Source organism: Curtobacterium sp. NPDC089689, from assembly GCF_044749145.1.
Classification (GTDB): Bacteria; Actinomycetota; Actinomycetes; order Actinomycetales; family Microbacteriaceae; genus Curtobacterium.
Genome location: NZ_JBIVHJ010000004.1, coordinates 207,702 through 232,480 on the forward strand (window position 1 = coordinate 207,702; position 24,779 = coordinate 232,480).

Sequence of the window (24,779 nt, forward strand, 5' to 3'; positions counted from 1 at the left end):
TGCCCAGCCGTGCCGAGACGGGCGCGTCGAGACGTGCGAGGCGGAGGCGACCCGTGCCTCCCGGCGGGCTGCGGTCGATCGCAGGAAGTGTCGGCCCCGGCGGGTGCGAACTGCACGTTGTGCGACCAACGGTGAACATGCGCGCCACGTCGTGCGACCACGCGCGCCTGCCGAGGGTCACGAATCCCCGCCCGCTCGACGTCGAGTGGTCACGAACGGTCGGTCACGCGCGCCCGGAGCGACAGGCCGTGACCGACCGGCGAAGCTGAGCGGGGAGTCATGACCGCCCCGGACCGCCCGACACGCCCGGCCACCAGCCGCTGTTGCCCGACGCAACAATCCTGCGCGACACGCCGCGCAGAACCGGCGACATGATGCGCCACGCGACGCGGTCCTGCATTACAGCGGTGTAAACAAATCGCCCTCGGTTCGTTCGGTTCCGTGACAGGGTGGTACCAATGAGCGTTCCTGACCGGGCACACAGTCGTTCCACCCGCCGGTCAGGACTCCTGCAATCATCACCAGAGAGGTACACGGACATGGCATCCGTCACCAAGTGGGGCAAGCGCGGCATCGCGCTCGGCGCCGGGGCAGCAGCGACGGCGCTGGTGCTCACCGGCTGCGCGAGCGGCAGCGTGTCGTCCACCGACCTGAACGGCATGACGATCGGCACGACCGACAAGATCACGTCGCTCGACCCGGCCGGCTCCTACGACAACGGTTCCTTCGCCGTGCAGAACCAGGTGTTCCCGTTCCTGATGAACACCCCCGTCGGCAGCCCGGACGTCGAGCCGGACATCGCGACCAAGGGCGAGTTCACGAACGACACCACGTACACGGTGACGCTCAAGAAGGGCCTGAAGTTCGCCAACGGCCACGACCTCACGTCGAGCGACGTGAAGTTCTCGTTCGACCGCGAGCGCAAGATCAACAACGAGAACGGCCCGCAGTCGCTGCTCGCGAACCTCAAGAGCATCGACACCCCGGACGACACCACGGTCGTGTTCAACCTCGACCACGCCGACCAGACCTGGCCGCAGGTGCTCTCGAGCCCCGCCGGTCCGATCGTCGACGAGCAGGTCTTCTCGGCCGACAAGCTCACCCCCGCGGCCGACATCGTCAAGGGCAAGGCGTTCGCCGGGCAGTACGAGATCACCTCGTACAAGGAGAACGACACGATCCAGTACAAGGCGAACAAGGAGTACGACGGCCTCCTCGGCAAGGCGAAGACCGACGAGGTCACCGCCAGCTACTACACCAAGGAGACCGACCTCAAGCTCGCCGTGCAGCAGGGCGACGTCGACGTGGCGTACCGCTCGCTCACGCCGACCGACATCGCCGACCTGCGCAAGGACAAGGACGTCAAGGTCACCGACGGCCCCGGTGGCGAGCTCCGCTACCTCGTCTTCAACTTCAAGACGCAGCCGTTCGGCACCGGCCAGTCCGACGCCGACGAGGCGAAGGCACTCGCGGTGCGCCAGGCGGTCGCGGACGTCGTCGACCGCGAGAAGCTCGCGAAGGACGTGTACAACAACACGTACTCGCCCGTCTACTCGATGGTCCCGGACGGCCTGACCGGTGCGGCGACGCCGTTCAAGACGCTCTACGGCGACGGCGACGGCGGCGCGGACGTCGACAAGGCGAAGAAGACGCTGTCCGACGCCGGTGTCACCGGCAAGGTGCAGCTCGACATCCAGTACGCGCCGGACCACTACGGTTCGACCTCGGACGACGAGTACGCCGAGCTCAAGACGCAGCTCGAGAACTCGGGCCTGTTCACCGTGAACATCCAGTCGACGGTCTACACGACCTACGCGGTCGACCGCACGAAGGACGCCTACCCGGTGTACCAGCTCGGATGGTTCCCGGACTTCTCGGACGCGGACAACTACCTGTCGCCGTTCTTCACGAAGGACAACTTCGTGCAGAACCACTACGACGACCCGACGATCCAGAAGCTCATCTCCGAGGAGCAGGCGGAGTCCGACGCGTCGAAGCGCGCCGACCTCATCGAGCAGGCGCAGCAGCGCGAGGCCGAGCAGATCTCGACCCTCCCGCTCCTGCAGGGCAAGTCGATCGCCGTGGCAGGCAAGGACGTCAAGGGCCTGACCCTCGACGCCTCGTTCAAGTTCCGCTACGCGACCCTCTCCAAGTAACACCGATGTGACCCCAGGGGGCGCTCCACGACGGAGCGCCCCCTGACCACGTCCCGAAAGGCACCCACCCGTGACCCTCAGCACCCCGGAGGCGAGCTCGGACCTGGCCACCGACCCCACCAAGCCCCAGGCACAGCGACGTGCCAAGGGGCAGGGCGGCGGACTCGGCCGGTACGTCCTCGTCCGGTTCCTCCTGATCTTCCCGACCGTCTTCATCCTCGTGACGCTCGTGTTCTTCCTGATGCGCGTCATCGGGAACCCGATCACCGCGTCCGTCGGCGGTCGCCTCACGCCCGACCAGCTGCAGGAACGCCTGCACGCGGCGGGCTACGACCGGCCGGTCCTCGTGCAGTACTTCGAGTACCTCGGCAACATCGTCCGGCTGGACTTCGGCGAGACGACGACGGACCACCGTCCGATCACCGAGATCATCCTGCAGTACGGCGGCGCGACGGCCGAGCTCGTGTTCTACGCGCTCATCGTCGCCCTCGTCCTCGGCATCCCGCTCGGCATGCTCGCCGCGTACGTCCGGGACAAGTGGCCGGACGTGCTGTTCCGTGCCCTCGCGATCCTGACGTACGCGACGCCGGTGTTCTTCGGCGGTCTGCTCCTCAAGCTCGTGTTCTCGGTGTGGCTCGGTTGGTTGCCGCTCGGTGACCGCGCGTCGACCCGGGTCAGCCTCGTGCTCGACAACATCCCCGGCGCGAGCGGCATCTACATCATCGACGCGCTCCGCACCGGCAACGCCCAGATCATCGGCGACGTGCTCGCGCACGCCGTCCTGCCGGCGCTGACGCTCGGTCTGCTCACCGCCGGCATCTTCCTCCGCCTCGTGCGCGCCAACATGATCGGCTCGCTCGGTTCCGAGTACGTGGACGCGGCCCGCTCGCGCGGCGTCCGGGAGGCACGGCTCGTCCGGACGCACGCCTTCCGTCCCGCCCTCGTGCCGATCATCACGGTGATGGGGCTCCAGATCGCCATGCTGCTCGGTGGTTCCGTCCTGACCGAGACCACCTTCGGGTGGCGCGGGCTCGGCTTCGAGCTCAACCAGTACCTGTCGGCCCGCGACTTCGTCGCGGTCCAGGGCATCGTCGCGATGCTCGCGGTGATCGTCGCGGTGACGAACTTCGTCGTCGACGTCGTCGCCGCGCTCATCGACCCGAGAGTGAGGTTCTAGCGATGGCCGACACCGCCCTCGTCGACCGCCACGAGCCGCTGTGGAAGCGCCTGCCCGTGGTCGTCCAGCTCCGCAGGAGCACCGGCTGGCAGCGTGCCATGCTCATCACCGGCGTGGTCATCTGCGCCCTGTACCTCATCGTCGCGATCGCCGCGCCGCTCATCGCCCCGTACGGCTTCGGCCAGCTGCAGGGTGCTGACGGCCAGGGCTTCCCGCGTACGGCGGCGCCGAGCCCCGAGCACATCTGGGGCACCACGGTCGGTGGGTTCGACGTGTTCAGCCGCGTCGTCTACGGCGCTCGCACGGCCGTCCTCGTCGTCATCGTCGCGGTCATCGTGTCGATCACGATCGGTGTCCTCCTCGGCATGGTCTCCGGCTACATCGGCGGTTGGCTCGACCGGATCCTGGTCGTCGTCGCGGACGCGATCTACGCCTTCCCGTCGCTGCTCCTCGCGATCGTCGTCTCGATCGTGGTCTCCGGCGGGAACTCGAGCTACGCGGGCGGCATCATCGCAGCGGCGATCTCGATCACGGTGGTCTACGTGCCGCAGTACTTCCGGGTCGTCCGCGCCGAGGCCGTCCGCCTGAAGAACGAGGCGTTCGTCGAGTCGGCCCGCGTCATGGGGACCAACCCGTGGCGGATCATGACCAGGCACGTCCTGCGCAACAGCACGCGGAGCCTCCCGCTCATCCTCACCCTCAACGCGAGCGACGCGATCCTGACGCTCGCGGGCCTCGGCTTCCTCGGGTTCGGCATCGGCCCGACCGCCGGCGCCGAGTGGGGCTACGACCTCAGCCGCGCACTGTCCGACGTCGCGTCGGGCGTGTGGTGGACGGGTGTCTTCCCCGGTGTCGCGATCGTCGTGCTCGTGCTCGGCGTGACGTTCATCGGTGAGAGCCTCAACGACATCTCCGACCCTCGTCTGCGCGCCCGACGCCGGCTGAAGCAGCTCGTGTCGCGCAAGCAGGCGGCCAGCACGGAAGGAGCGGCCGCATGACGGACGCAACCACGGGCCTCCCGGCCGACGCCCGCGCACCGCGCGCCGAGCCGGTCGCCGTCGTCGACGACCTGACCGTGACCTTCGCCACCGACAACGGTGCCGTCGACGCCGTCAAGGGCGTCAGCATCGACGTGCGGCCGGGCGAGGTCCTCGCCCTCGTCGGCGAGTCGGGTTCGGGCAAGTCGGTGACCGCGCGGAGCATGCTCCGGCTCATGCCCGAGACCGCGACCCTCGGCGGGGCCGTGTACCTCGACGGCACCGACGTCGTGAGCGTCGGCGCGCAGAAGCTCCGCGAACTCCGTGGCACCGCGGGCGCGATGGTCTTCCAGGAACCGAGCACCGCGCTCAACCCGGTCTTCACCGTCGGGTGGCAGATCGCCGAGGGGCTCCGTGCCCACGGCGGGGTCTCGAAGAAGGACGCCCGGGCGAAGGCGATCGACTACCTCCGCCGCGTCGGGATCCCCGACCCGGAGGAGCGCGTCGACCACTTCCCGCACCAGTTCTCCGGAGGGCAGAAGCAGCGCGTCGTGATCGCGTCGGCGCTGGCCCTCGAGCCGAGCGTCATCATCGCCGACGAGCCGACCACCGCGCTCGACGTGACCGTGCAGGCGGAGATCCTCGACCTCCTCCGGCGCTGCCGCGACGAGTTCGGCGCGGCGATCGTCATCATCACCCACAACATGGGCGTGGTGGCCGACCTGGCCGACCGCGTCGCCGTGATGTACCAGGGCGAGATCGTCGAGGAGGCCCCGGTCCGCGAGCTCTTCGCGAACCCGCAGGCCGACTACACGAAGCGTCTGCTCGCTGCGGTGCCCCGACTCGAGGCCTCGACGGGCACGGCGCGCCGAGCCGTGATCTCGGAGGACGTCGAGCCGCTCGTGTCGGCGACGGGACTCGAGATCGAGTACCCCGGCCGGCTCGGGTCGCACGCGTTCAAGGCGGTCAAGGGCGTCGACCTCGCGATCCGCCCCGGCGAGGTCCTCGGCCTGGTGGGGGAGTCCGGCTCGGGCAAGACCACCATCGGTCGGGCGATCGCCGGGCTCACCCGGGTCACGGGCGGCTCGCTGAACGTCCTCGGCACCGAGATGCTCGGCTACCGGGAGCGGGACTTCAAGCGGCACCGCAAGGACATCGGGTTCGTGTTCCAGGACCCGGCGACGTCGTTCAACCCACTGCTCACGATCGCGGAGTGCGTCGCCGAGCCGCTCGTCGTGCACGGCGAGGTCCGCAGCCCGCGCGCGGCCCGGAAGCGCGTCGACGAACTGCTCGAGGCGGTGCAGCTGCCGGCGGCGTACGGCGACCGCTACCCGCACGAGCTGTCCGGCGGTCAGCGTCAGCGCGCGTCGCTCGCCCGGTCGCTCGCGCTCCGGCCGAAGCTCCTCATCGCCGACGAGCCGACGAGTGCGCTCGACGTGTCGGTGCAGGCACGCGTGCTCGAACTGTTCCTGGAACTCCAGCAGGACCTCGGGTTCGCGTCGCTCTTCATCAGCCACGACCTGGCCGTGGTCGGCGCGCTCTCCGACCGGATCGCGGTGCTGTACCGCGGTGACCTCGTGGAGACCGGGACGACCGCGCAGGTCCTCGGCGCGCCGCAGCACCCCTACACGCAGCGCCTCCTGGCGTCGCTCCCGGTGCCGGACCCGGCCGAACAGGCCGAGCGACGGCGTACGCTGGAGCGACTGGAGAACGTCGGGTCCTGACCCGACCGGGCCAGCCTGGAGGCGCGACCCGCGTCGACGACGCGCGTCGCGCCTCCAGGCGGTCGCCTCCACTGCTGTGCACACGCGGCGACGTCTCCCACGTCGCCGCGCGGACCGCCGCCAGGGGGCGGCGTGGAAGGGGACCCATGATCGCGGTGAACGGCCCGGCGGTCGTCGCGGACGACGTGTCGATCGAGTACCGGAGCGGCCGAGCGGGGGAACCGATCCGCGCGGTCGACGGCGTCAGCCTGTCGCTGCGACAGGGGGAGATCCTCGCCGTCCTCGGTGAGTCCGGATCGGGCAAGTCGACGTTGGCGGCGGCGATCGCCGGCCAGCTCGGCGCGCACGGCGAGGGCGAGGGCGCGTACCGGCGCCAGATCATCGGCGGCGAACTGACGGTCCTCGGGCAGAAGACCCGCGGCCTGCGGGCGTCGTCGCGGAAGCTCGACCGACTGAGCGGGCGGATCGGGTACCTCCCGCAGGACGCCGCTGACCGGCTGAGCCCCGACCTCACCGTCGGCGAGGCCGTCGCCGAGCCGATCTACGTGCGCGACCGCCGGTTCGACCGCAAGGAAGCAGGCCTCATGGTCGCTCGGCTGCTCGACGCCGTGCACCTGCCGCTCGGGTCGATGCGCCTCAACACGTGGGAGCTCTCGAGCGGTCAGCGGCAGCGTGTCGCGCTCGCCCGTGCGCTGATCCTCGAGCCGCAACTGCTCGTCGCCGACGAACCGGCCCGTGGCGTCGACGTGCTCGTGCGGCAGTCGGTGCTCGAGGCCCTCGCGAACCTGCAGCAGGGGCGCCAGTTCTCGGCGGTCGTCGTGTCGAGCGACCTCCGCGAGGCACGTGCCCTCGCCGACCGCGTCGCCGTCATGGCCGACGGTCGGCTCGTCGGGCTCGGGACGTTCGACGAGGTGCTCGACAACCCGGTCGACCCGTACGTGAAGACCCTCGCCGCCACGGCCTCCCGCCCGGTCAAGCGCCGGCCGGCCGGAGCCGGTGCCGCTGGTGCACCCGCGGCGCCCCGACGTTCGTCGGCTCCGCGGCGGCCCGGCTCAGCACCGTCCGCCGGCGCGTCGTCGCTCGGTGTGCCGGCCGCGACCGTCGCTCGGCTGGAACGGCAGGAGCAGGCGTGAGCGCCGCGCCCGGTCGCGTCGCCGCGCCGGAGGGGATCCGCGGGCACCGCGCGGTCGTCACCGACGCCGGGGCTCCGCTGCCCGTCGCCCCGCCGCAGGCCGGCCCGGTCGCGATCCTGCCGTCCGAGGCCGACCTGCACGTCTCCGCCGTCGTCGAGGCCGGCGGGACCGTCGCCCCGCTCGGTCCCGGCACCCGCGGGATCGTCTGGCTCGACCCGCGCGACCCGGACGGACTCGCGTCGGCGCTCGACGACGCTCCCGACGTGTCCTGGGTGCAACTCCCGTTCGCCGGGGTCGACGCCTTCGCCGGGCTCATCGAGGCGCACGGGGACCGCGTCCTGTTCACCTCCGCCAAGGGCGCGTACGCCGAGCCGGTGGCCGAGCACGCCCTCGCGCTGACGCTCGGTACGCTCCGGGTGCTGCAGAAACGGGCCCGGGCGACGTCGTGGGCGACCGAGCCCGAGGGCGTGTCGCTGTACGGCCGGAACGTCGTCGTGATCGGCGCCGGCGGCATCGCGCTGGAGTACATCCGGCTGCTGCGCCCGTTCGACGTGCACGTGACCGTCGTCCGCCGGTCGTCGGCGCCGGTGGAGTCGGCCGACCGCACGGTGCCGACCGACCGGCTCGACGAGGTCCTGCCCGACGCCGACGTCGTGATGATCGCCGCCGCGATGACCTCCGGGACGTCCAAGCTGTTCGGGGCGCACCAGTTCGCCGTCATGAAGGACTCGGCGCGGCTCGTGAACATCGCGCGAGGGGGCCTCGTCGACACCGACGCGCTGCTCACCGCGCTGCGGGACGGCTCGATCGCGGCCGCTGGACTCGACGTCACGGACCCGGAGCCACTGCCGGAGGGGCACCCGCTCTGGAGCGAGCCGGGGGCGATCATCACCCCGCACCAGGCGGACACGCCGGAGATGGTGGCGCCGCTCCTGGCCGAGCGCGTCCGGACGAACACGACGGCGTTCCTCGGCGGGGACGGCTCGGGCTTCGTCGGCATCGTGGACCCGGCCGCGGGGTACTGAGCCGGTCGTCCGGCGTCGTGGCGGCCCGCCACGCCCGGGGTGTGCTCCCGATGCGGTGGGCGGGGTCCGCGTACTGCTATGCTGTTACCCGTTGTTCAGCAGAGCAACTGATCCTCGATAGCTCAATTGGCAGAGCAGCCGGCTGTTAACCGGCAGGTTGTTGGTTCGAGTCCAACTCGGGGAGCGACAGACCCCCTCCGTTCGCGGTGGGGGTCTTTTGCGTGCGTGGTGCGTGGCCTGCGTCCCGCTGCCGGTGTCGCGCCGAGTCTCGTGGTGGGCGACGTCGCTCGTGGTGGGCGACGTCGCTCGTGGTGGGCGACGTCGCTCGTGCTCCCCGGCGCGAGATGAGTCGCTGGAGTCGGGACTCGGGGAAGGCGCACCGAGACTCGGGTCGGGCGTGCCGAGACTCGGGTCGCACGCGGGGGAGCCTGTTAGCGTTCTCAGGTGCGCTCGATCCGGCCCGTCCTCACCCTGGCGCTCGTCGTCACGGCGAGCGTGCTGCTGAGCGCGTGCACGTCCGCCGAGGCCGACCCCGAGGAGCCGTCGAGCACCCGGGCCGCGGGCGCGGCGGTGACGGGCACCGCGCCGGTCATGTTCGCCTTCACGTGCCGCACGGGGAAGGGCGACGCGACCGAGACCTACACGACGTACTCCGCCGCGTGGGAGGACCGTCGGGCATCGTGCACCGCGACCCGCACCACCGGGAGCGCGATGTCCGACCAGCAGGCCGATGCGGTCCGCGCTGCCGACGGCACGGCGACGCTGGACGAGCTCGCGGCGTGGTGCGCGGTGCGCGGTGCCGGACCGTGGGTCGAGCGGGTCCGCACGGCCGACGCCGCGAAGCGTGCCGCGGGTCTGCTCGCATACTGTCCCGGACACCCCGAACACGACCGCCTGCAGGACTCGTTGGCGACCTACCGGGGGTGAGCCGTGCCTCCGGGCCGGTGATCGCGCGTGCGGAGCACGGGTGTGGGCCGCTCAGCCCTCCGGGTGGTCGCGACCGGGCAGCCACGACTTGCCCGGTCCACCCCAGCTGTTCTTCCGGACGGCCTTCGTGACCTGCTTGCCGTACGGGTGCGCGAGTCGGTCCGCGTAGAGGTAGCCGTCGAGGTGGTCGTACTCGTGCTGGAAGACGCGGGCGAGCCAGCCGTGGGCCTCGACCTCGAACGGATCGCCGTGCTCGTCGAACGCGCGGAGGAGCGCACCCCCTGAACGCCGGAGCGGGAAGCGCTCACCGGGGATCGAGAGGCAGCCCTCGGACTCGTCGTCCTCGTCGAGTTCCTCCACGGCCTCGGGGACCGGGGGAGTGATCCACAGGACGGGGTTGATCGCCGCGCCGCGGTGCTGGACCTCGTCATCATCGGTCCATGAGTAGACGAAGAGCCGCTTGCCGACACCCACCTGCGGACCGGCGAGTCCGACACCGGGGGCCAGGTCCATCGTCTCGAACATGTCCGCCACGAGCTCGCGGAGCGCGTCGTCGAACTCGGTCACCTCCGTGGCGCGCTCGTGGAGGACGGGTTCACCGGTGATGCGGATCGGGAGGACGGCCATTCACCCAGGTTATCCGGCGAGGACCGGTAGCCTCGACGCGTGACGACGGACCTCCCGCTCCCCGACGCGGTCAGCAACCTGACCCCGTTCCAGGCGCTCATGATCCCCGTCGCACTGCTCGGTGCGGTCTTCCTGTCGCTCGGCGCGCAGTTCCAGAGCCGCGGCGTCCAGCGGGTCGAGGCCCGGCTCGGACGGCAGTCGAAGGGCCTCAGCATCCGGCACGTGCTCGCGCTGGTGTCGAGCGGCTACTGGGTGCTCGGCACGCTCATGCTCGGGTTGGCCGTCGTGCTGCAGCTGTTCAGCATCGCGAACGCGCCGCTCATCGTCGTGCAGCCGCTCGGTGCCGTGGCGCTCGTCATCACCACGTGGTTCTCCTCGCGTGCCAGCGGCGTCCCCCTCGGCCGTCGTGCGCGCCGGGCGGTGTGGACGTGCATCATCGGCGTCGGCATCTTCGTCGGCATCGCGGCCTTCGTCGGGCACGAGAGCGCGATCACGCGGCAGCAGCTCATCACGGTGCTCGTCATCCTCGCGGTCGTGCTGGCGCTCGTGCTCGTGTCCTTCCGGTTCGTGGCGCAGCACCGCAACGCTCTGTACTACATCGTCGGTGCCGGCGTGCTCTACGGTTTCGTGGCGACGCTGGCGAAGGTCGTCCTGAACCGCCTGCTCAACGGCACGTTCGACTGGCTGACGGTCGTCGCGATCCTCGGGGTGGTGGTCGCCGCGTCGCTCGGCGGGTACTTCGTGCAGAACGCCTACTCGAGCGGCTCCGCCGACCTCGTGATCGCCGGTCTCACCGTCATCGACCCGATCGTGGCGGTCGGCATCGGCGTGGTCGTCCTCGACGAGGCCACCGGCGCACCCGTCGGTGCCGTGCTCGGGTTCGTCGTCGCGGCCGCCATCGCGATCACCGGGGTGTTCCTCCTCGCGAAGCACCACCCCCAGACACGGTCCTGACGTGCTCGGTCGTGACGTGCGCGGCCCAGGGTCCACCGCGAGGCGGACGCCGGGCCGGGAGCGCGTACGGTAGCGTTCCACACCGACCAGGACACCGCCCACGAGAGGACCTTGCCCGCCGTGTCAGCAGATGCCACCACCGCCACCGCCGAGTCGACGGGTGCGACGGCCGGACGCCGACCGCTGCGGGTCCTCATCGCGGCGGACACCTTCCCGCCCGACGTCAACGGCGCCGCGACCTTCGCCGAGCAGCTCGCCGTCGGGCTCGCCGAGCGCGGGCACGAGGTCCACGTCGTCGCGCCCGCGTCCTCGAGCCACCACGGCACCGCCGAAGAGGAGCACCGCGGCGTCCAGCTCGTCGTCCACCGGTTGAAGTCGTACAAGTGGCCGACGCACGCCTGGCTCCGGTTCGTCTGGCCGTGGAGCGTCCGGAAGCTCACCGCGCCCATCCTCGACGCCGTCCGCCCCGACGTCGTGCACATCCAGTCCCACATCGTCGTCGGCCGCGGCGTCGCCCGTGAAGCGCACGACCGCGGCATCCGCGTCGTCGCGACGAACCACTTCATGCCGGAGAACCTGCTCGACTACGTGCCGCTGAGCAAGTGGATCATCCCGACCGCGATCCGGATCGCCTGGCGTGACGCAGCGAAGACGTACCGCATCGCCGACGCGATCACGACGCCGACCAACCTCGCGGCCGACTACCTGCGGAAGGCCATCGCCGGGCAGCGCGTCCTCGCGATCTCCTGCGGACTCGACGTCACACGGTACGTCGCCCGCGAGGGCCGTCCCGTGTACAACGAGATCGTGTTCGTCGGCCGGGTCGCGCCGGAGAAGAACCTCGACGTCCTCGTCCGCGCGTTGCCGTTGCTCCCCGCGGAGCTGCACGCGCACCTGACCATCGTCGGCGGCGGCGAGATGATCCCGAAGCTGACCGCGCTCACCCGCGAGCTCGGCCTCGAGGACCGGGTGCGCTTCGCGGGGTTCGTGACCGACGAGGACAAGCGCACCGCACTGACCAACGCGACCGTCTTCGCGATGCCGTCGACGGCAGAGCTGCAGAGCATCTCGTCGCTCGAGGGCATGGCGTCCGGGCTGCCGGTGGTCGCGGCCGACTCGATGGCGCTGCCGCACCTGGTCGACGGCAACGGGTACCTGTTCCGTCCCGGTGACGAACGCGACCTCGCCGAGAAGCTCACGACCGTCCTCACCGCATCGGACGAGGACTACGTCGCCATGCGCCAGCGGAGCCTCGAGATGATCCAGCCACACGACATCAACCGCACGCTCGCGACGTTCGAGGCGCTGTATCGTGGGGAGCCGGTGGCCTGACGGGTCGCCGGCGAGGGGCGGTAGCCAAGCTGGTCAAGGCAGTCGGCTCATAACCGAACGATCCGCGGGTTCGAGTCCCGCCCGCCCTACGATCCCGACGCCGCCCTGTGATCCGGCGCGGGTTCGAGCAGGTCCGACCGAGCAGGCCCGCACAACGAGACAAGGCCGACCCGCATGCAGCTCCCACGGCGCAAGCCCCACGACCACGAACCACTCGGGCCGACCCCGAACGTCACGTTCGAGGTGACCCGCGGCGGCACCGGCGTCCGCGTCAACGCGTTCCGCATCGGCTTCATGGGCGCGATCGGCGTGCTCGTCGCCCTCGCGGCCGGCGCCGTCGTCCGCGAGCTCAGCACCGTCCTCGTCTACATCGGTGTCGCGCTGTTCCTGGCGCTCGGCATCGACCCCCTCGTGTCGTTCCTCGAACGGTTCATCCCGCGCTGGACGGCCATCCTCGCGGTGGTCGTCGCGGTGCTCGCAGCGTTCGTCGGCGTCATCTTCGCGGTGGTGCCGATCCTGATCCAGCAGGCGACGAACCTCATCCAGAACTTCCCGGACATCATCCAGGACATCTCGCAGCAGGACTGGTTCCAGGACCTCTCGAAGCAGTTCAGCGGGTCGTTCGACATCGATCACGCGCTGCAGTCCGTGCAGTCGTTCGTGGAGAACCCGAGCAACCTGCTCAACCTCGGCGGCGGCATCCTCGCGGTCGGCGGCGGCATCCTGTCCGGGCTCACGGGCGCGCTCATCGTGCTCATCCTGATGCTCTACTTCCTCGCGTCGATGCGTGGGCTGAAGTCGATGACCTACCGGTTCGTGCCCGCGTCCCGCCGTGAGAACTTCGTCGACGTCAGCGAGCAGATCACCCAGGCCGTCGGCCGCTACGTGGTCGGGCAGATCTCGCAGGCGCTCATCAACGGCGTCCTCAGCCTGGTCTTCCTGCTCATCATCGGCGCCCCGCTGCCGGTGCTGCTCGCGTCCTTCGCCTTCCTCGGCTCGCTGATCCCGCTCGTCGGGACGCTCAGCGCCGCGGTCGTGATCTCGTTGCTGTGCCTGTTCGCCTCACCGGCGACGGCGCTGACCGCAGCGGTGTACTACCTCGTGTACATGCAGGTCGAGGCGTACGTCATCTCCCCGCGCATCATGTCGCGTGCGGTGCAGGTGCCCGGCGCCCTCGTGGTCATCGCCGCGGTCGCGGGCGGCACCATCGGCGGTGTGCTCGGCGCACTCGTCGCGGTGCCGATCGCCGCGTCGGTGATCATCATCGTCCAGAAGGTCATCTACCCGCGGCAAGAGCAGCTGTGACCGACCTCGCCGACCACGTCGCGGACCGGGACCGTTGGGCGCGCGGACCTCGCGGCCCGCTCGCCCTCGTGAACGCGCAGCAGGTCGACGTCGAGCAGCCGGTGTGGCCGGTGCCCGGCCGCTGGGCTCCGGCGCCGGGCGGCCTGACCGTCACCGCGGACTCGGCGGACGGGGTGGTCGTCGACGGCGTCCCGGTCGACGGCACCGTCCTCGTCGCGGGTGATCAGGCCGTGGTGCCCTCGGTGGTGACCTTCCCGGACGGCCTCGCCGGCACCGTGACGGACCGCACGCTGCGCGTGTGGGACCCTGCCTCGGAGGCGATCGGTCGCTTCGCCGGGATCGCCCGCTTCGACCACGACGCCGCGTGGGTCACCGCCGGCAGGTACGTGCCGGTGCGTGACGGCCTGGAGGCCCGTGGTGCCGTCCTCGACGCCGCCGGCGTCCCGCTCCCGGTCGCCGGGCACGTCGACACCACGGTCGGCGACGTCGCCGTGCGCCTCGTGGTGGTCCGGTCCGCCGTGTTCCGCGGCGTCCCGCGGTTGCAGCTCATCGTGCAGGACGCCACGAGCGCCCTGCCCGAGACCGATCCGTCGAGCACGTACTCGATGGGCCGTTTCCTGTACCTCGACGACCCGGGCGAGGCCGCCGACGTCGTCCTCGACTGGAACACCGCCGTCCTGCCGCCGTGCGCCTTCTCGTACTTGTTCGCCTGCCCGGTGCCGCCCGCGGAGAACCGCATCGCAGCAGCGGTCACCGCGGGGGAGCGGCACCCCGTGGACGCCTCCGGAGCGGTTCTGCACTGATGCCGGCGTCGACCTGGCGTTCCCAGCGCTGACGCTGCATAATGGGCGTGTCCGCCAGGACATCACAATCGCATACCGATGGTTCCGCGGACGGTTCCGAGTGCTCAGGTCGATGGGGAAGTCGCACCTGACGAATCGGAGGAATCGTGAACGGAACGACGACCGGGGTGCTCTACGTGCACTCCGCACCACGCGCGCTCTGCCCGCACGTCGAATGGGCAGCAGGTCGTGCCATGAGTCGTGCCGTGAACTTCTCGTGGCTCGATCAGCCCGCGCAGGACGGCGCGCGACGCACCGAGTTCACGTGGACGGGCTCGGTCGGTACCGGTGCGGCGATCGCTTCTGCCCTGCGCGGCTGGGAGCATCTGCGGTACGAGGTCACCGAGGAGCCGACCAGCACCTCGGACGGCGGCCGCTGGATGCACACGCCCGACCTCGGGGTGTTCTACGCGCAGACCGACGTGACGGGCAACATGGTCGTGCCCGAGGACCGCGTCCGCTACGCCATGGAGGTCGCCGGCAGCAACGCGCTCGAACTCCACCGCGAACTGCGCCTGGCGCTCGGTCAGGCCTGGGACGACGAACTCGAGCCCTTCCGTCACGCCGCCGAGGGCAACCCCGTCGTCTGGCTCCACCGCGTCGGCTGACCTGCTCCCGCGCTTCCTCCGCGCCCTCGAACGCCGCCCGGCCCCGTGCCCGGCGGCGTTCGTCGTCCCCGCACCGCCGAGAGCCGCGTACGACGCTGCCCGAGTCCGGCCGGCTTGCCCGATGCCGAAAGCGACACTTCGTTGGCCTGCGCTCGCGCTCATCTGTCGCCTTCGCGATGGCGACAGGGCGCGGTCGACGAAAGCGACAGAAGGTCGTGACGGCACGCGCGGAACCTGTCGCTTTCGTGGGAGCGGACTCGCGCTGCCCAGGCCCGACCTGGCCGCCCGGCGGCACGGCACCAGACCGGCCACGGAACCAGCGGAGGCCCGCCCCGACGATGCGGGGCGGGCCTCCAGGCCGGAACGGACGCGACCGGCGCGACCAACGCGACTACGCGTTGCGGAACGCCACCACGGCGTTGTGCCCGCCGAAGCCGAACGAGTTGCTCACCGCGAGCAGGTCCCCGTCCGGCAGCTGGCGCGGCTCGCGCGCCACGTCCATGACGATCTCCGGGTCCTGGTCCGTGAGGTTGATCGTCGGCGGCGCCACCCGGTCGTGCAGCGCGAGGACCGTGAACACGGCCTCGATCGCGCCGGCGCCACCGAGCAGGTGCCCCGTCGACGCCTTCGTGGCCGAGACCACGACGTCGTCGAGGTGGTCACCGAAGACACGGCGCATGGCGTGGTACTCGGCGACGTCGCCCACCGGCGTGGAGGTGGCGTGCGCGTTGACGTGGACGACGTCCTCGCGGGCGGCACCGGCGTGCTCGAGCGCCTGGAGGACCGCACGGGCGGCGGCGCTGCCCTCGGGGTCCGGCGCGGTGATGTGGAACGCGTCCGACGTGATGCCGGCACCGGCGACCTCGGCGTAGATCTTCGCGCCGCGTGCCTCCGCGTGCTCCTTGGTCTCGAGGATGAGCGCCGCGGCGCCGTCTCCGAGCACGAAGCCGTCACGCGTGACGTCGTACGGGCGAGAGGCCGTCTCGGGGGAGTCGTTGCGACGCGACAGTGCCTGCATCGCGGCGAACGCGGCGAGCGGCAGCGGGTGCAGCGCGGCCTCGGCGCCACCGGCGATGACGATGTCGGCCTCGCCGGTCGCGACGTGGCGGTACGCCTCGGCGAGGGACTCGGTCGAGGAGGCGCAGGCGGAGAGGTACGTGCGAGCACCGCCGCGGGCGCCGAACTCCATCTCGATGGCGGCGGCCGGGCCGTTCGCCATGAGCATCGGCACCGTCATCGGCATGACGCGGCGCGGACCCTTCTCGCGCAGGGTGTCCCAGGCGTCGAGGAGCGTGTTGACACCGCCGATGCCGGTCGCCCAGTCGACGATGAGGCGCTCGGGCACGACAGACTCGGCGTCGATGCCGGCGTCGGCCCAGGCCTCACGGGCGGCGATGAGCGAGAGCTGCGACGAGGGGTCGAAGCGCTTGGTCTCCGGACGGGTGAGCTGGTCGGTGACGAAGCGGCGCGCCTGGCCGGCGAACTCCACAGGGAGTTCGAGCTCGGCGTAGCGCGGGTCCTCGATGCGGGTGATGCCGGACTTGCCGGCGAGCAGCGCCTCCCACGTCTCCGGGGCGGTCGCGGCGAGGGGTGTGATCGCACCGATCCCGGTGACGACGACGGTCTTGTTGGTCATGGAACGACGTGTTCTTTCGTGAGGACGTCCGGCCGCTCGTGGCGGAGCCGGACGGAGCCGGGTCGGACCGACGAACGCCGGGCCGGGTCGGACCGACGAGCGCCGGGCCGGGTCGGACCGGCGCTGCCGGTCCGGAGGTGGACGAGTCGAGCGCCGCGGCCCGCGGCTGTTCCGCCGGGGCCGCGGCGCTCAGGAAGCTCGCGTCAGGCCTGCGCCTTGACGATGTAGTCGACGGCGTCGCCCACGGTCTTGAGGTTCTTGACCTCTTCGTCCGGGATCTTCACGTCGAACTTCTCCTCGGCGTTCACGACGATGGTCATCATCGAGATGGAGTCGATGTCGAGGTCGTCGGTGAACGACTTGTCGGCGGCGACGGTGTCGGTCGCGATGCCGGTCTCGTCGTTGATCAGCTCGGCCAGGCCGGCGAGGACTTCTTCGTTGGACAGGGCCATGGGGATTCTCCTTGAGGGGGTGTCGTTTGACCGTGGACCAGCCTAGGGCACGGGCAGTGCTCGTGCGCGGAGGCTCGGGGGGCTAGGGGAGGACGACGACCTGGGCGCCGAACACGAGACCGGCACCGAAGCCGATCTGCAGGGCCAGGCCGCCGGACAGCTCGGGGTGTTCCTCGAGCAGCCGGTGGGTCGCGAGCGGGATGCTCGCGGCGGAGGTGTTGCCGGTGGTCGTGATGTCGCGGGCGATGGCCACCGTGTCGGGCAGACCGAGCTGCTTCGCGAACTCGTCGATGATGCGGATGTTGGCCTGGTGCGGCACGAACGCGGCGAGGTCCTCCGGGCGGACGCCCGCGGCCTCGATCGCCTCGCGGGCGACCTTCACCATCTCCCAGACGGCCCAGCGGAACACCGTCTGACCGGCCTGCCGCATCGTCGGGCGCGGCGCGCCGGCTGCCCACTCGTTGTAGGTCGCGGTCATGCCGATCGCGTCCCACTTCGAGCCGTCCGAACCCCAGATCGTCGGCGCGATGCCGGGGAACTCGCTCGGTCCGACGACGGCCGCACCGGCGCCGTCCCCGAGGAGGAACGAGATCGAGCGGTCGGTCGGGTCGACGACGTCGCTGAGCTTCTCGGCACCGATGACCAGGACGTGGTCGGCGAGGCCGGACTTGATGAACGAGTCGGCCTGCGCGATGCCGTACGCGTACCCGGCGCACGCGGCGCTGACGTCGTACGCGGCAGCGGGTGTCGCGCCGATCCGCTCGGCGAGCAGCGACGCCATCGACGGGGTCGCGACCGTGTGCGTCACGGTGCTCACCAGGACGACACCGATCTGCGACGGCTCGATGCCGGCCTTCGCGATGGCCTCACGTGCGGCGGCCTCGGCGAGGTCGACGGCCTCGGTGTCGGCTCCCGCACGCTTGCGCGTGACGATGCCGGTGCGCTGCCGGATCCACTCGTCGGAGGAGTCGATCGGGCCGACCAGGTCGTCGTTCGGCACGACGTTCTCGCCACGGGCGGCGCCGTACGCGAGGATGCGGGTGAACTCGTGGCCGCGACGCTGCTGGAGCATCGGCCGGGAGGCACGGGTCGGGTTGGTGCTGTCGGTCGCGTCCGTCACGCGGTCGCCTCTGCTTCCGTCTTCGCGCCCTGCAGCAGCTCGATGGCTGCGGGCAGGTCGTCGGGGGTCTTGATCGCCACGGTCGGGGTGCCGCGGAGGCCGCGCTTGGCGAGGCCGACCAGCGCACCGGCCGGGGCCAGTTCGATGATGCCGGTGACGCCGGCGGCGGAGAACGACTCCATCACGGCGTCCCAGTGCACGGGGTTCGCGATCTGCTGGACCATCAGGTCGACGAAACGTCGGCCGTCGTCGACGCGGGAGCCGTCGGCGTTGGTCCAGATCGGGAGCGTGGGGTCCTGCACAGTGGCGGCCGCGGCGACCGGTGCGACACGGTCGACCGCCGGAGCCATGTACCGCGTGTGGAACGCACCGGCGACGGCGAGCGGCACGACCCGGGCCTTCGCCGGCGGGTCCGCAGCGAGGTCGGCGATCGCGTCGGCAGCACCGGCGACGACGGTCTGGCCGCCGCCGTTGTGGTTCGCGGGCACGAGACCGCGGGCGTCGAGCGCTGCGGCGACCGCGTCGGCGTCGCCACCGAGGACCGCGGCCATGGAGGTCGGTTCGAGCGCTGCGGCGTCCGCCATCGCGCGGCCGCGTTCGGCGACGAGCGTCAGGGCGTCGGTCGGTTCGACGATGCCGGCGACGGCGGCGGCGGTGAACTCGCCCACCGAGTGTCCGGCCACGCCACCGACCAGGTCGCGGCGACCGTCGGCGAGCAGTGCGTCGGCGGTGATCAGCCCGGCGGCCACGATGAGCGGCTGCGCGAGCGCGGTGTCCTTGATCGTCTCGGCGTCCGAGACGGTGCCGTGCGCGACGAGGTCGACGCCGACGGCGTCCGACCAGGCTCCGACACGGTCACGGACTGCGGGGTCCTCGAGCCAGGGGGCGAGGAAGCCTGGGGTCTGGGAGCCCTGTCCGGGCGCGACGACGACGATCACCGGACAATCCTGCCGGGGACGGCACGCGGGGTCCGTGTGGGCTTCCCACACGAATCCCCGCACGACATTGTGCGATGTCCTACAACCTGCGATGCGTTCCGGGTCCGACCCACGGCAGCGGGAGCCGTGCGGCTCAACGGCGCTGGGGCAGACGGCGCCGGCCGGACGCCGACTCGGACATGGCGCCGAGGATGAGCGCCGACTGGACGATGAGGGCGTCGCGGGCGTGCGTGGCGTCCCACCCGATGATGTCCGCCACGCGACGGAGGCGGTACCGGACGGTGTTCGGGTGCACGAAGAGCTCACGGGCGGTGGCCTCGAGCGAGCGCCCCGTGTCGAGGTAGCACCAGAGCGTCTGCAGGAGCTCGGTCGACTGGTCCTTGAGCGGGACGTAGATGCGCTGGACGAGGGCGGACCGTGCCAGCGGATCGCCGGCGAGGGCCCGTTCGGGCAGCAGGTCGTCGGCGAGAGCCGGACGCGGTGCCCCGCGCCACGCCCGCGCCACGGCGAACCCGGCCAGGGCGGCCTTGGCGCTGGTCGACGCGTCGACCACACCGGGGACCTCGTTGCCGAGCACGAGGTGGCCCTCACCGAACGACGGCTCGAGGGCCTGGGCGATCGCGGTGAAGGACACCGGGTCCTCGCCCTCGGGGACGTCGTCGCGGGGGGTGGCCCGGCCGATGACGACCACCAGCCGTGACCCCTGCACGCCGATGAGCACGTCGGCGTCCATGTGGCGCGCGGTCCGGCGGATCTGGTCGACCTCGAGCTGCTTCGGTGCGGTGCCGACGAGCACCGCGACCTCGCCGTGGCCGTGCCACCCGAGCGCCGCGATCCGGGAGGGCAGCTCGTCGTCGTACTCGCCCGAGAGGATCGAGTCGACCACCAGCGCCTCGAGTCGGGCGTCCCAGAGCCCGCGGGCCTCGGCCGCACGGGCGTAGACGTCGGCGGCCGCGAAGGCGATGTCCCGCGAGTACTTGAGGATCGCCTCCTGCAGCATCTCGTCGTCCTTGGCGCGCTCCTCGACCACGGTCACGACCACACGGATGAGCTGCAGGGTCTGCTGCAGGCTCACCGAGCGGAGGAGTTCACGCGGTGCCGAGCCGAAGACGTCGGCCGCGGCGATCCACGGGGTCGAGGCGGTGCCCTCGAGCCAGCTGATGAACGACGTGATGCCGGCCTGAGCGACGAGGCCGACGGCCGAACGACGACCCGGCGGCATCTCGCTGTACCAGGGCAGCGTGTCCTCGAGCCGCTTGATCGTCGCGGTGGAGAGTTCGCCCGACACCTGCCGGAGCCAGGAGAGCGCGCGTTCGCGGTCGCTCTGCTGGCTCACGGCAGGGTCGGTGCGGGGAGTCGACAACTCAGCTCTCGCCGCCCGCGCTGCCGGTGGTGCCGGCGGTGACGTCGTGCAGGCGGTACTTGTCGATGGCCTGCTGCACGAGGGCGTGGTCGACCTTGCCCTGCTTCGCGAGCTGCTGCAGCGTCCGCACGACGACCGAGGGGCCGTCGATGTGGAAGAAGCGGCGGGCTGCCGGACGGGTGTCCGAGAAGCCGAAACCGTCGGCGCCGAGCGTGGCGTAGTCGGTCGGGACGAACGGGCGGATCTGCTCCTGCACCTGGTGCATGAAGTCGCTCACCGCCACGACCGGGCCCTCGGTGCCGAGCAGGCGCTCGGTGACGTACGGCGTCCGAGGGGCCTCGTTCGGGTTGAGGAACGCGTGCTGCTCCGCGTCGAGACCGTCGCGGTACAGCTCACCCCAGCTCGTGACGCTCCAGACGTCCGCCGACACGCCCCAGTCCTCGGCGAGGAGCTGCTGCGCCTCGAGGATCCACGGCACGGCGACACCGGACGCGAGGAGCTGTGCCTTCGGCCCGTCCTGCTCGCTCGGCTTGAGGAGGTACATGCCCTTGACGATGCCCTCGGCGTCGACGCCCTCCGGCTCGGCCGGCTGGACGAGCGGCTCGTTGTACACCGTGAGGTAGTACATGACGTTCGGGTCGGCGTGCTTCGGCGAGCCGTCCTCGTTCGTGCCGTACATGCGCTCGAGGCCGGCCTTCACGATGTGGCCGATCTCGTACCCGTAGGCGGGGTCGTAGGACACGACGGCCGGGTTCGTCGCCGCGAGGAGCAGCGAGTGGCCGTCGGCGTGCTGGAGGCCCTCACCCGTCAGGGTCGTCCGGCCGGCGGTCGCTCCGATCATGAACCCGCGGGTCATCTGGTCGCCGGCGGCCCAGATCGCGTCGCCGGTGCGCTGGAACCCGAACATCGAGTAGAAGACGTAGACCGGGATGAGCGGCTCACCCTGCGTCGAGTACGAGGTGCCGACCGCGGTGAACGCCGCGAGGGCACCCGCCTCGTTGATGCCGACGTGGATGATCTGGCCCTGCGGGCTCTCCTTGTAGGCCAGGAGGAGCTCGCGGTCGACCGACGTGTAGTGCTGGCCGTTCGGGTTGTAGATCTTCGCGGTCGGGAAGTACGCGTCCATGCCGAACGTGCGCGCCTCGTCCGGGATGATCGGGACGACGCGGTCGCCGAAGTCGGGCGAGCGCAGCAGGTCCTTGAGCAGGCGGGCGAACGCCATCGTGGTGGCGACCTCCTGCTTGCCGGAGCCCTTCTTGACGACCTGGTACTTCGAGTCGTCGGGCAGGGTGACCTGCGTGTACTTCGTCCGGCGCTCCGGCACGTAGCCACCGAGTTCGCGGCGGCGCTCGTGCATGTACTGGATCGCCTCGTCGTCGTTCCCCGGGTGGTAGTACGGCGGCGTGTAGGGGTTCTCCTCGAGCTGCGCGTCGGAGATCGGGATGCGCATCTCGTCGCGGAACTGCTTGAGGTTGTCGAGCGTGAGCTTCTTCATCTGGTGGGTCGCGTTGCGGCCCTCGAAGCTCGGGCCGAGGCCGTAGCCCTTGACCGTCTTCGCGAGGATGACGGTCGGCTGGCCCTTGTGCTCGGTCGCGGCCTTGAACGCGGCGTAGACCTTGCGGTAGTCGTGGCCACCGCGCTTGAGGTTCCAGATCTGGTCGTCGGTGTAGTCCTTGACCAGCTCGAGCGCCTTCGGGTCGCGCCCGAAGAAGTTCTCGCGGACGTACGCGCCGTTCTCGGCCTTGTACGTCTGGTAGTCGCCGTCCGGCGTGGCGTTCATGAGGTTGAGCAGCGCACCCTCGGTGTCGCGGGCGAGCAGGTCGTCCCACTCACGGCCCCAGACGACCTTGATGACGTTCCAGCCGGCACCGCGGAAGAACGCCTCGAGCTCCTGGATGATCTTGCCGTTGCCGCGCACCGGGCCGTCGAGACGCTGCAGGTTGCAGTTGATCACGAAGTTCAGGTTGTCGAGACCGTCGTTCGCGGCGACCTGGAGCTGCCCGCGCGACTCGACCTCGTCCATCTCGCCGTCGCCGAGGAACGCCCAGACCTGCTGGTCGGACGCGTCCTTGATGCCACGGTTCGACAAGTACTTGGCCTGCTGTGCCTGGTAGATCGCGTTGATCGGGCCGATGCCCATCGACACGGTCGGGAACTGCCAGAAGTGCGGCATGAGACGCGGGTGCGGGTACGAGGACAGCCCGCCGCCGGCGTGCGACTTCTCCTGCCGGAAGCCGTCGAGCTGGTCCTCGCTGAGGCGGCCCTCCATGTAGGCGCGGGCGTACATGCCGGGGGAGGCGTGGCCCTGGAAGAAGACCTGGTCGCCGCCGGAGGGGTGGTCCTGCGCACGGAAGAAGTGGTTGTAGCCGACCTCGTACATCGCGGCGCTCGACGCGTAGGTCGAGATGTGCCCGCCCACGGCGATGCCCGGGCGCTGGGCACGGTGCACCGTGATCGCGGCGTTCCAGCGGATCCACCGGCGGTAGCGGCGCTCGAGCTCCTCGTCGCCGGGGAACTCGGGCTCGTTCTCCGGAGCGATGGTGTTGACGTAGTCCGTCGTGGGGACCATCGGCACACCGAGGTGCAGTTCCTTGGACCGCTTGAGCAGGCTGAGCATGATCTCGCGGCCGCGCTGGTGGCCGTGGGTCTGCACCAGACCGTCGAGGGACTCACGCCACTCGGCGGTCTCCTCCGGGTCCTGGTCGTTGCTGCCGGCGCTGTACGGGTCCTGGTCGTTCACCGTCACCCTTGACCTCGTTCGTTCTCGTGGTGGTGGACATGGCGGGTTCCGGCGGTCGGGTCGGACCTGAGGGAAACCCCCACCACTCTAGGCCCCACCACCGACCGTGAGCCTGATGGTGACGTGCACGTGGACGTGCGCTTGCATTCGGGTGACGTCGGCGTACGATTGCCGATCGTGCACGCGTGACCCGCGCCTGCACGGGACACGGGCACACACCACGCCCGAGGAAGAAGCACACGCACCGATGGCACTGGAGATCGGCTCCCTCGCGCCGGACTTCGAGCTCCCGAACCAGTTCGGCGAGCACGTCCGCCTCAGCGACTTCCGCGGCATCCGCCCCGTCGCCCTCGTCTTCTTCCCCCTCGCGTTCTCGTCGGGATGCACCAACGAGCTCTGCGTCCTGCAGGACAACATCGCGATGTTCCAGGACCAGCGTGTCGAGCTCATCGGCATCTCCGTCGACTCGAAGGCCACGCTCCGCTCCTTCGCCGAGGCCAACGGCTACGACTTCGAGCTGCTCGCGGACTTCTGGCCGCACGGCGCGGTGTCGAAGGAGTACGGCGTGTTCCTCGACAAGAAGGGCTTCGCCACCCGGGCGACCTTCGTCATCGACGTGCAGGGGCGCATCAAGGCGTCGATCATCACCGAGCCCGGCCTGCAGCGCGACGTCGCCGAGTACCGCGCCGCCCTCGACCGGCTCGCCGCCTGCGCGGCACCCGTCGCCGTCGGCTAGCGTTCCGAACCCCTCCGGAGGACGCTGACGCGTCCGGACGGACTGGAGGCACGGTGCGGCTCACCGACGGACGACCGCTCGACGGCGCGGTCGCTCCACGCAACGGCGCCTACGCGCCGTCCCCGCTTCGGGACGACCCCGCTCGCTGGTCGCTCGACCGTACGACCGTGTCCACCCCGGTCGGCTCCCTGGTGGTCCACCACCGGCCCGGTCCGGATCCCGTCCTGCTCCTGCACGGCGTCGCCGGGTCGTGGACCACGTGGACACCGCTGCTCGACGCGGCTGACGGCTTCCGCGGCCGCGGAGTGGTCCTGCTCGACCTGCCCGGCTGGGGCGCGTCACCGACCCCGCCGGCGCCGGTGTCGATCGACGACGCTGCCGTGACCGTGTCGACGGTCCTCGACGCGCTCGGCACCGGGCCCGTGCAGGTGATCGGGCACTCGATGGGCGCGTTCGTCGGACTCCACCTCGCGGTCGTGCTGCCGGCGCGCGTGCACTCGCTCCTGCTCGTCTCGCCGACGACCGCCGCCACGGTCCGTGCTGCCCGGCACCCGTGGCGGGCCCTCCGGACGCTCCCGGCCTACACGCTCCTCCGCGCCGGACTCCTCGTGACCGGGCGGTCCGCGGTCCCGCTCCTCCGCGGACTCGCTGCCGTCGGGCTGCTGCGGCTGTTCGCGGCGCCGGTGTTCACGCACGTCGGTCGGCTCGACCGCAGCGTGCTCGACGCGTTCGTGCGCGAGCTCCGGCCGCGGGGGTTCACGGCCGCTGCCCGCGCCGCTGCGGCGTACGACACCGGGCGGTGGACGACGATCGGGTGCCCGGTGGTCGCCGTGCTCGGGCGCGACGACGTGTTCGCACGCCCCGCGGACCTCGACGACCTCCGCGCACTCGTCCCCGACGCCCGGACGGTGCTCCTCGACGACTGCGGCCACTTCGCCCACGTCGAGCACCCCGCCGCGGTCGCCGCGCTCCTCGCCGCCTGACCCGGACCTCGGGGCCCACGGAAC

Annotated in this window: 21 protein-coding genes and 2 tRNA genes; 16 read left to right on the forward strand and 7 right to left on the reverse strand. The window is 70.9% G+C overall.

Annotated elements, in window-relative coordinates; all coding sequences use genetic code 11:
- Window positions 1–539 precede the first annotated feature (539 nt).
- The 8 genes from ACIPYW_RS15725 (at window position 540) to ACIPYW_RS15760 (ending at window position 9,119) form a co-directional block, all read left to right on the forward strand.
- On the forward strand, window positions 540–2,156 hold the full coding sequence (locus ACIPYW_RS15725) for an ABC transporter substrate-binding protein (protein WP_400415151.1): 1,617 nt from the start codon (window positions 540–542) through the stop codon (window positions 2,154–2,156).
- A gap of 70 nt (window positions 2,157–2,226) precedes the next feature.
- Window positions 2,227–3,333 carry an ABC transporter permease gene (locus ACIPYW_RS15730; protein WP_400415153.1) on the forward strand — a complete coding sequence of 369 codons (1,107 nt, stop codon included), beginning with the start codon at window positions 2,227–2,229 and terminating at the stop codon, window positions 3,331–3,333.
- 2 nt (window positions 3,334–3,335) lie between these two features.
- Window positions 3,336–4,331, forward strand: a complete 996-nt coding sequence (locus ACIPYW_RS15735; protein WP_400415156.1) for an ABC transporter permease — start codon at window positions 3,336–3,338, stop codon at window positions 4,329–4,331.
- Window positions 4,328–6,034, forward strand: coding sequence for an ABC transporter ATP-binding protein (locus ACIPYW_RS15740; protein ID WP_400415157.1), 1,707 nt, complete (start codon window positions 4,328–4,330; stop codon window positions 6,032–6,034). The genes ACIPYW_RS15735 and ACIPYW_RS15740 overlap by 4 nt, the downstream gene beginning before the upstream one ends.
- Window positions 6,035–6,180: 146 nt before the next feature.
- Entirely contained in the window at window positions 6,181–7,167 is a 987-nt protein-coding gene (locus ACIPYW_RS15745; protein WP_400415159.1) for an ATP-binding cassette domain-containing protein, read from the forward strand.
- Complete coding sequence (locus ACIPYW_RS15750; protein WP_400415162.1) at window positions 7,164–8,192, forward strand: D-isomer specific 2-hydroxyacid dehydrogenase family protein; 1,029 nt, start codon at window positions 7,164–7,166, stop codon at window positions 8,190–8,192. Before ACIPYW_RS15745 ends, ACIPYW_RS15750 begins: the two co-directional genes overlap by 4 nt.
- 111 nt (window positions 8,193–8,303) lie before the next feature.
- Window positions 8,304–8,376, forward strand: a tRNA-Asn gene (locus ACIPYW_RS15755).
- 260 nt (window positions 8,377–8,636) lie between these two features.
- Window positions 8,637–9,119: a hypothetical protein gene (locus tag ACIPYW_RS15760; protein ID WP_400415165.1), complete on the forward strand. Its 483-nt coding sequence runs from the start codon at window positions 8,637–8,639 to the stop codon at window positions 9,117–9,119.
- A 51-nt stretch (window positions 9,120–9,170) separates the two neighbouring features.
- Here ACIPYW_RS15760 and def read toward each other — a convergent pair whose 3' ends face one another.
- Window positions 9,171–9,746, reverse strand: coding sequence for a peptide deformylase (def, locus tag ACIPYW_RS15765; protein WP_400415167.1), 576 nt, complete (start codon window positions 9,744–9,746; stop codon window positions 9,171–9,173).
- Between the two features lie 39 nt (window positions 9,747–9,785).
- Between def and ACIPYW_RS15770 the strand changes: the two genes are divergently transcribed.
- From ACIPYW_RS15770 to ACIPYW_RS15795, 6 genes are all read left to right on the forward strand, one after another.
- Complete coding sequence (locus ACIPYW_RS15770; RefSeq protein WP_400415169.1) at window positions 9,786–10,700, forward strand: DMT family transporter; 915 nt, start codon at window positions 9,786–9,788, stop codon at window positions 10,698–10,700.
- 120 nt (window positions 10,701–10,820) lie between these two features.
- Window positions 10,821–12,032: a glycosyltransferase gene (locus tag ACIPYW_RS15775; RefSeq protein WP_400415171.1), complete on the forward strand. Its 1,212-nt coding sequence runs from the start codon at window positions 10,821–10,823 to the stop codon at window positions 12,030–12,032.
- A gap of 14 nt (window positions 12,033–12,046) precedes the next feature.
- Window positions 12,047–12,121, forward strand: a tRNA-Ile gene (locus tag ACIPYW_RS15780).
- Between the two features lie 85 nt (window positions 12,122–12,206).
- Entirely contained in the window at window positions 12,207–13,337 is a 1,131-nt protein-coding gene (locus ACIPYW_RS15785) for an AI-2E family transporter (protein ID WP_290132015.1), read from the forward strand.
- On the forward strand, window positions 13,334–14,140 hold the full coding sequence (locus tag ACIPYW_RS15790; RefSeq protein WP_400415172.1) for a DUF1684 domain-containing protein: 807 nt from the start codon (window positions 13,334–13,336) through the stop codon (window positions 14,138–14,140). The genes ACIPYW_RS15785 and ACIPYW_RS15790 overlap by 4 nt, the downstream gene beginning before the upstream one ends.
- 167 nt (window positions 14,141–14,307) lie before the next feature.
- A complete protein-coding gene (locus ACIPYW_RS15795) occupies window positions 14,308–14,787 on the forward strand; it encodes a DUF3145 domain-containing protein (protein WP_290134250.1) in 480 nt (159 codons plus the stop codon).
- 391 nt (window positions 14,788–15,178) lie between these two features.
- On the opposite strand, the gene fabF is transcribed toward ACIPYW_RS15795, so the two are convergent.
- From fabF to aceE, 6 genes are all read right to left on the reverse strand, one after another.
- Window positions 15,179–16,423 (reverse strand): beta-ketoacyl-ACP synthase II, encoded by a 1,245-nt coding sequence (gene fabF, locus ACIPYW_RS15800; RefSeq protein WP_400415174.1) that lies wholly within the window; start codon window positions 16,421–16,423, stop codon window positions 15,179–15,181.
- Between the two features lie 203 nt (window positions 16,424–16,626).
- A complete protein-coding gene (locus tag ACIPYW_RS15805) occupies window positions 16,627–16,875 on the reverse strand; it encodes an acyl carrier protein (RefSeq protein WP_022903951.1) in 249 nt (82 codons plus the stop codon).
- 82 nt (window positions 16,876–16,957) lie between these two features.
- Window positions 16,958–17,947: a beta-ketoacyl-ACP synthase III gene (locus ACIPYW_RS15810; RefSeq protein ID WP_290134249.1), complete on the reverse strand. Its 990-nt coding sequence runs from the start codon at window positions 17,945–17,947 to the stop codon at window positions 16,958–16,960.
- Window positions 17,948–17,991: 44 nt separating this feature from the next.
- A complete protein-coding gene (locus tag ACIPYW_RS15815; protein ID WP_400415176.1) occupies window positions 17,992–18,933 on the reverse strand; it encodes an ACP S-malonyltransferase in 942 nt (313 codons plus the stop codon).
- Window positions 18,934–19,066: 133 nt separating this feature from the next.
- The gene (locus tag ACIPYW_RS15820; RefSeq protein ID WP_193750380.1) at window positions 19,067–20,269 is read right to left on the reverse strand and encodes a CdaR family transcriptional regulator; all 1,203 of its coding nucleotides are present in this window, start codon (window positions 20,267–20,269) and stop codon (window positions 19,067–19,069) included.
- A 28-nt stretch (window positions 20,270–20,297) separates the two neighbouring features.
- Window positions 20,298–23,042 carry a pyruvate dehydrogenase (acetyl-transferring), homodimeric type gene (aceE, locus tag ACIPYW_RS15825; RefSeq protein ID WP_290132010.1) on the reverse strand — a complete coding sequence of 915 codons (2,745 nt, stop codon included), beginning with the start codon at window positions 23,040–23,042 and terminating at the stop codon, window positions 20,298–20,300.
- A 241-nt stretch (window positions 23,043–23,283) separates the two neighbouring features.
- On the opposite strand from aceE, the gene ACIPYW_RS15830 reads away from it, so the two are divergent.
- A complete protein-coding gene (locus ACIPYW_RS15830; protein ID WP_290132009.1) occupies window positions 23,284–23,772 on the forward strand; it encodes a peroxiredoxin in 489 nt (162 codons plus the stop codon).
- 167 nt (window positions 23,773–23,939) lie between these two features.
- Window positions 23,940–24,755 (forward strand): alpha/beta fold hydrolase, encoded by an 816-nt coding sequence (locus ACIPYW_RS15835; RefSeq protein WP_400415180.1) that lies wholly within the window; start codon window positions 23,940–23,942, stop codon window positions 24,753–24,755.
- Window positions 24,756–24,779: the final 24 nt, after the last annotated feature.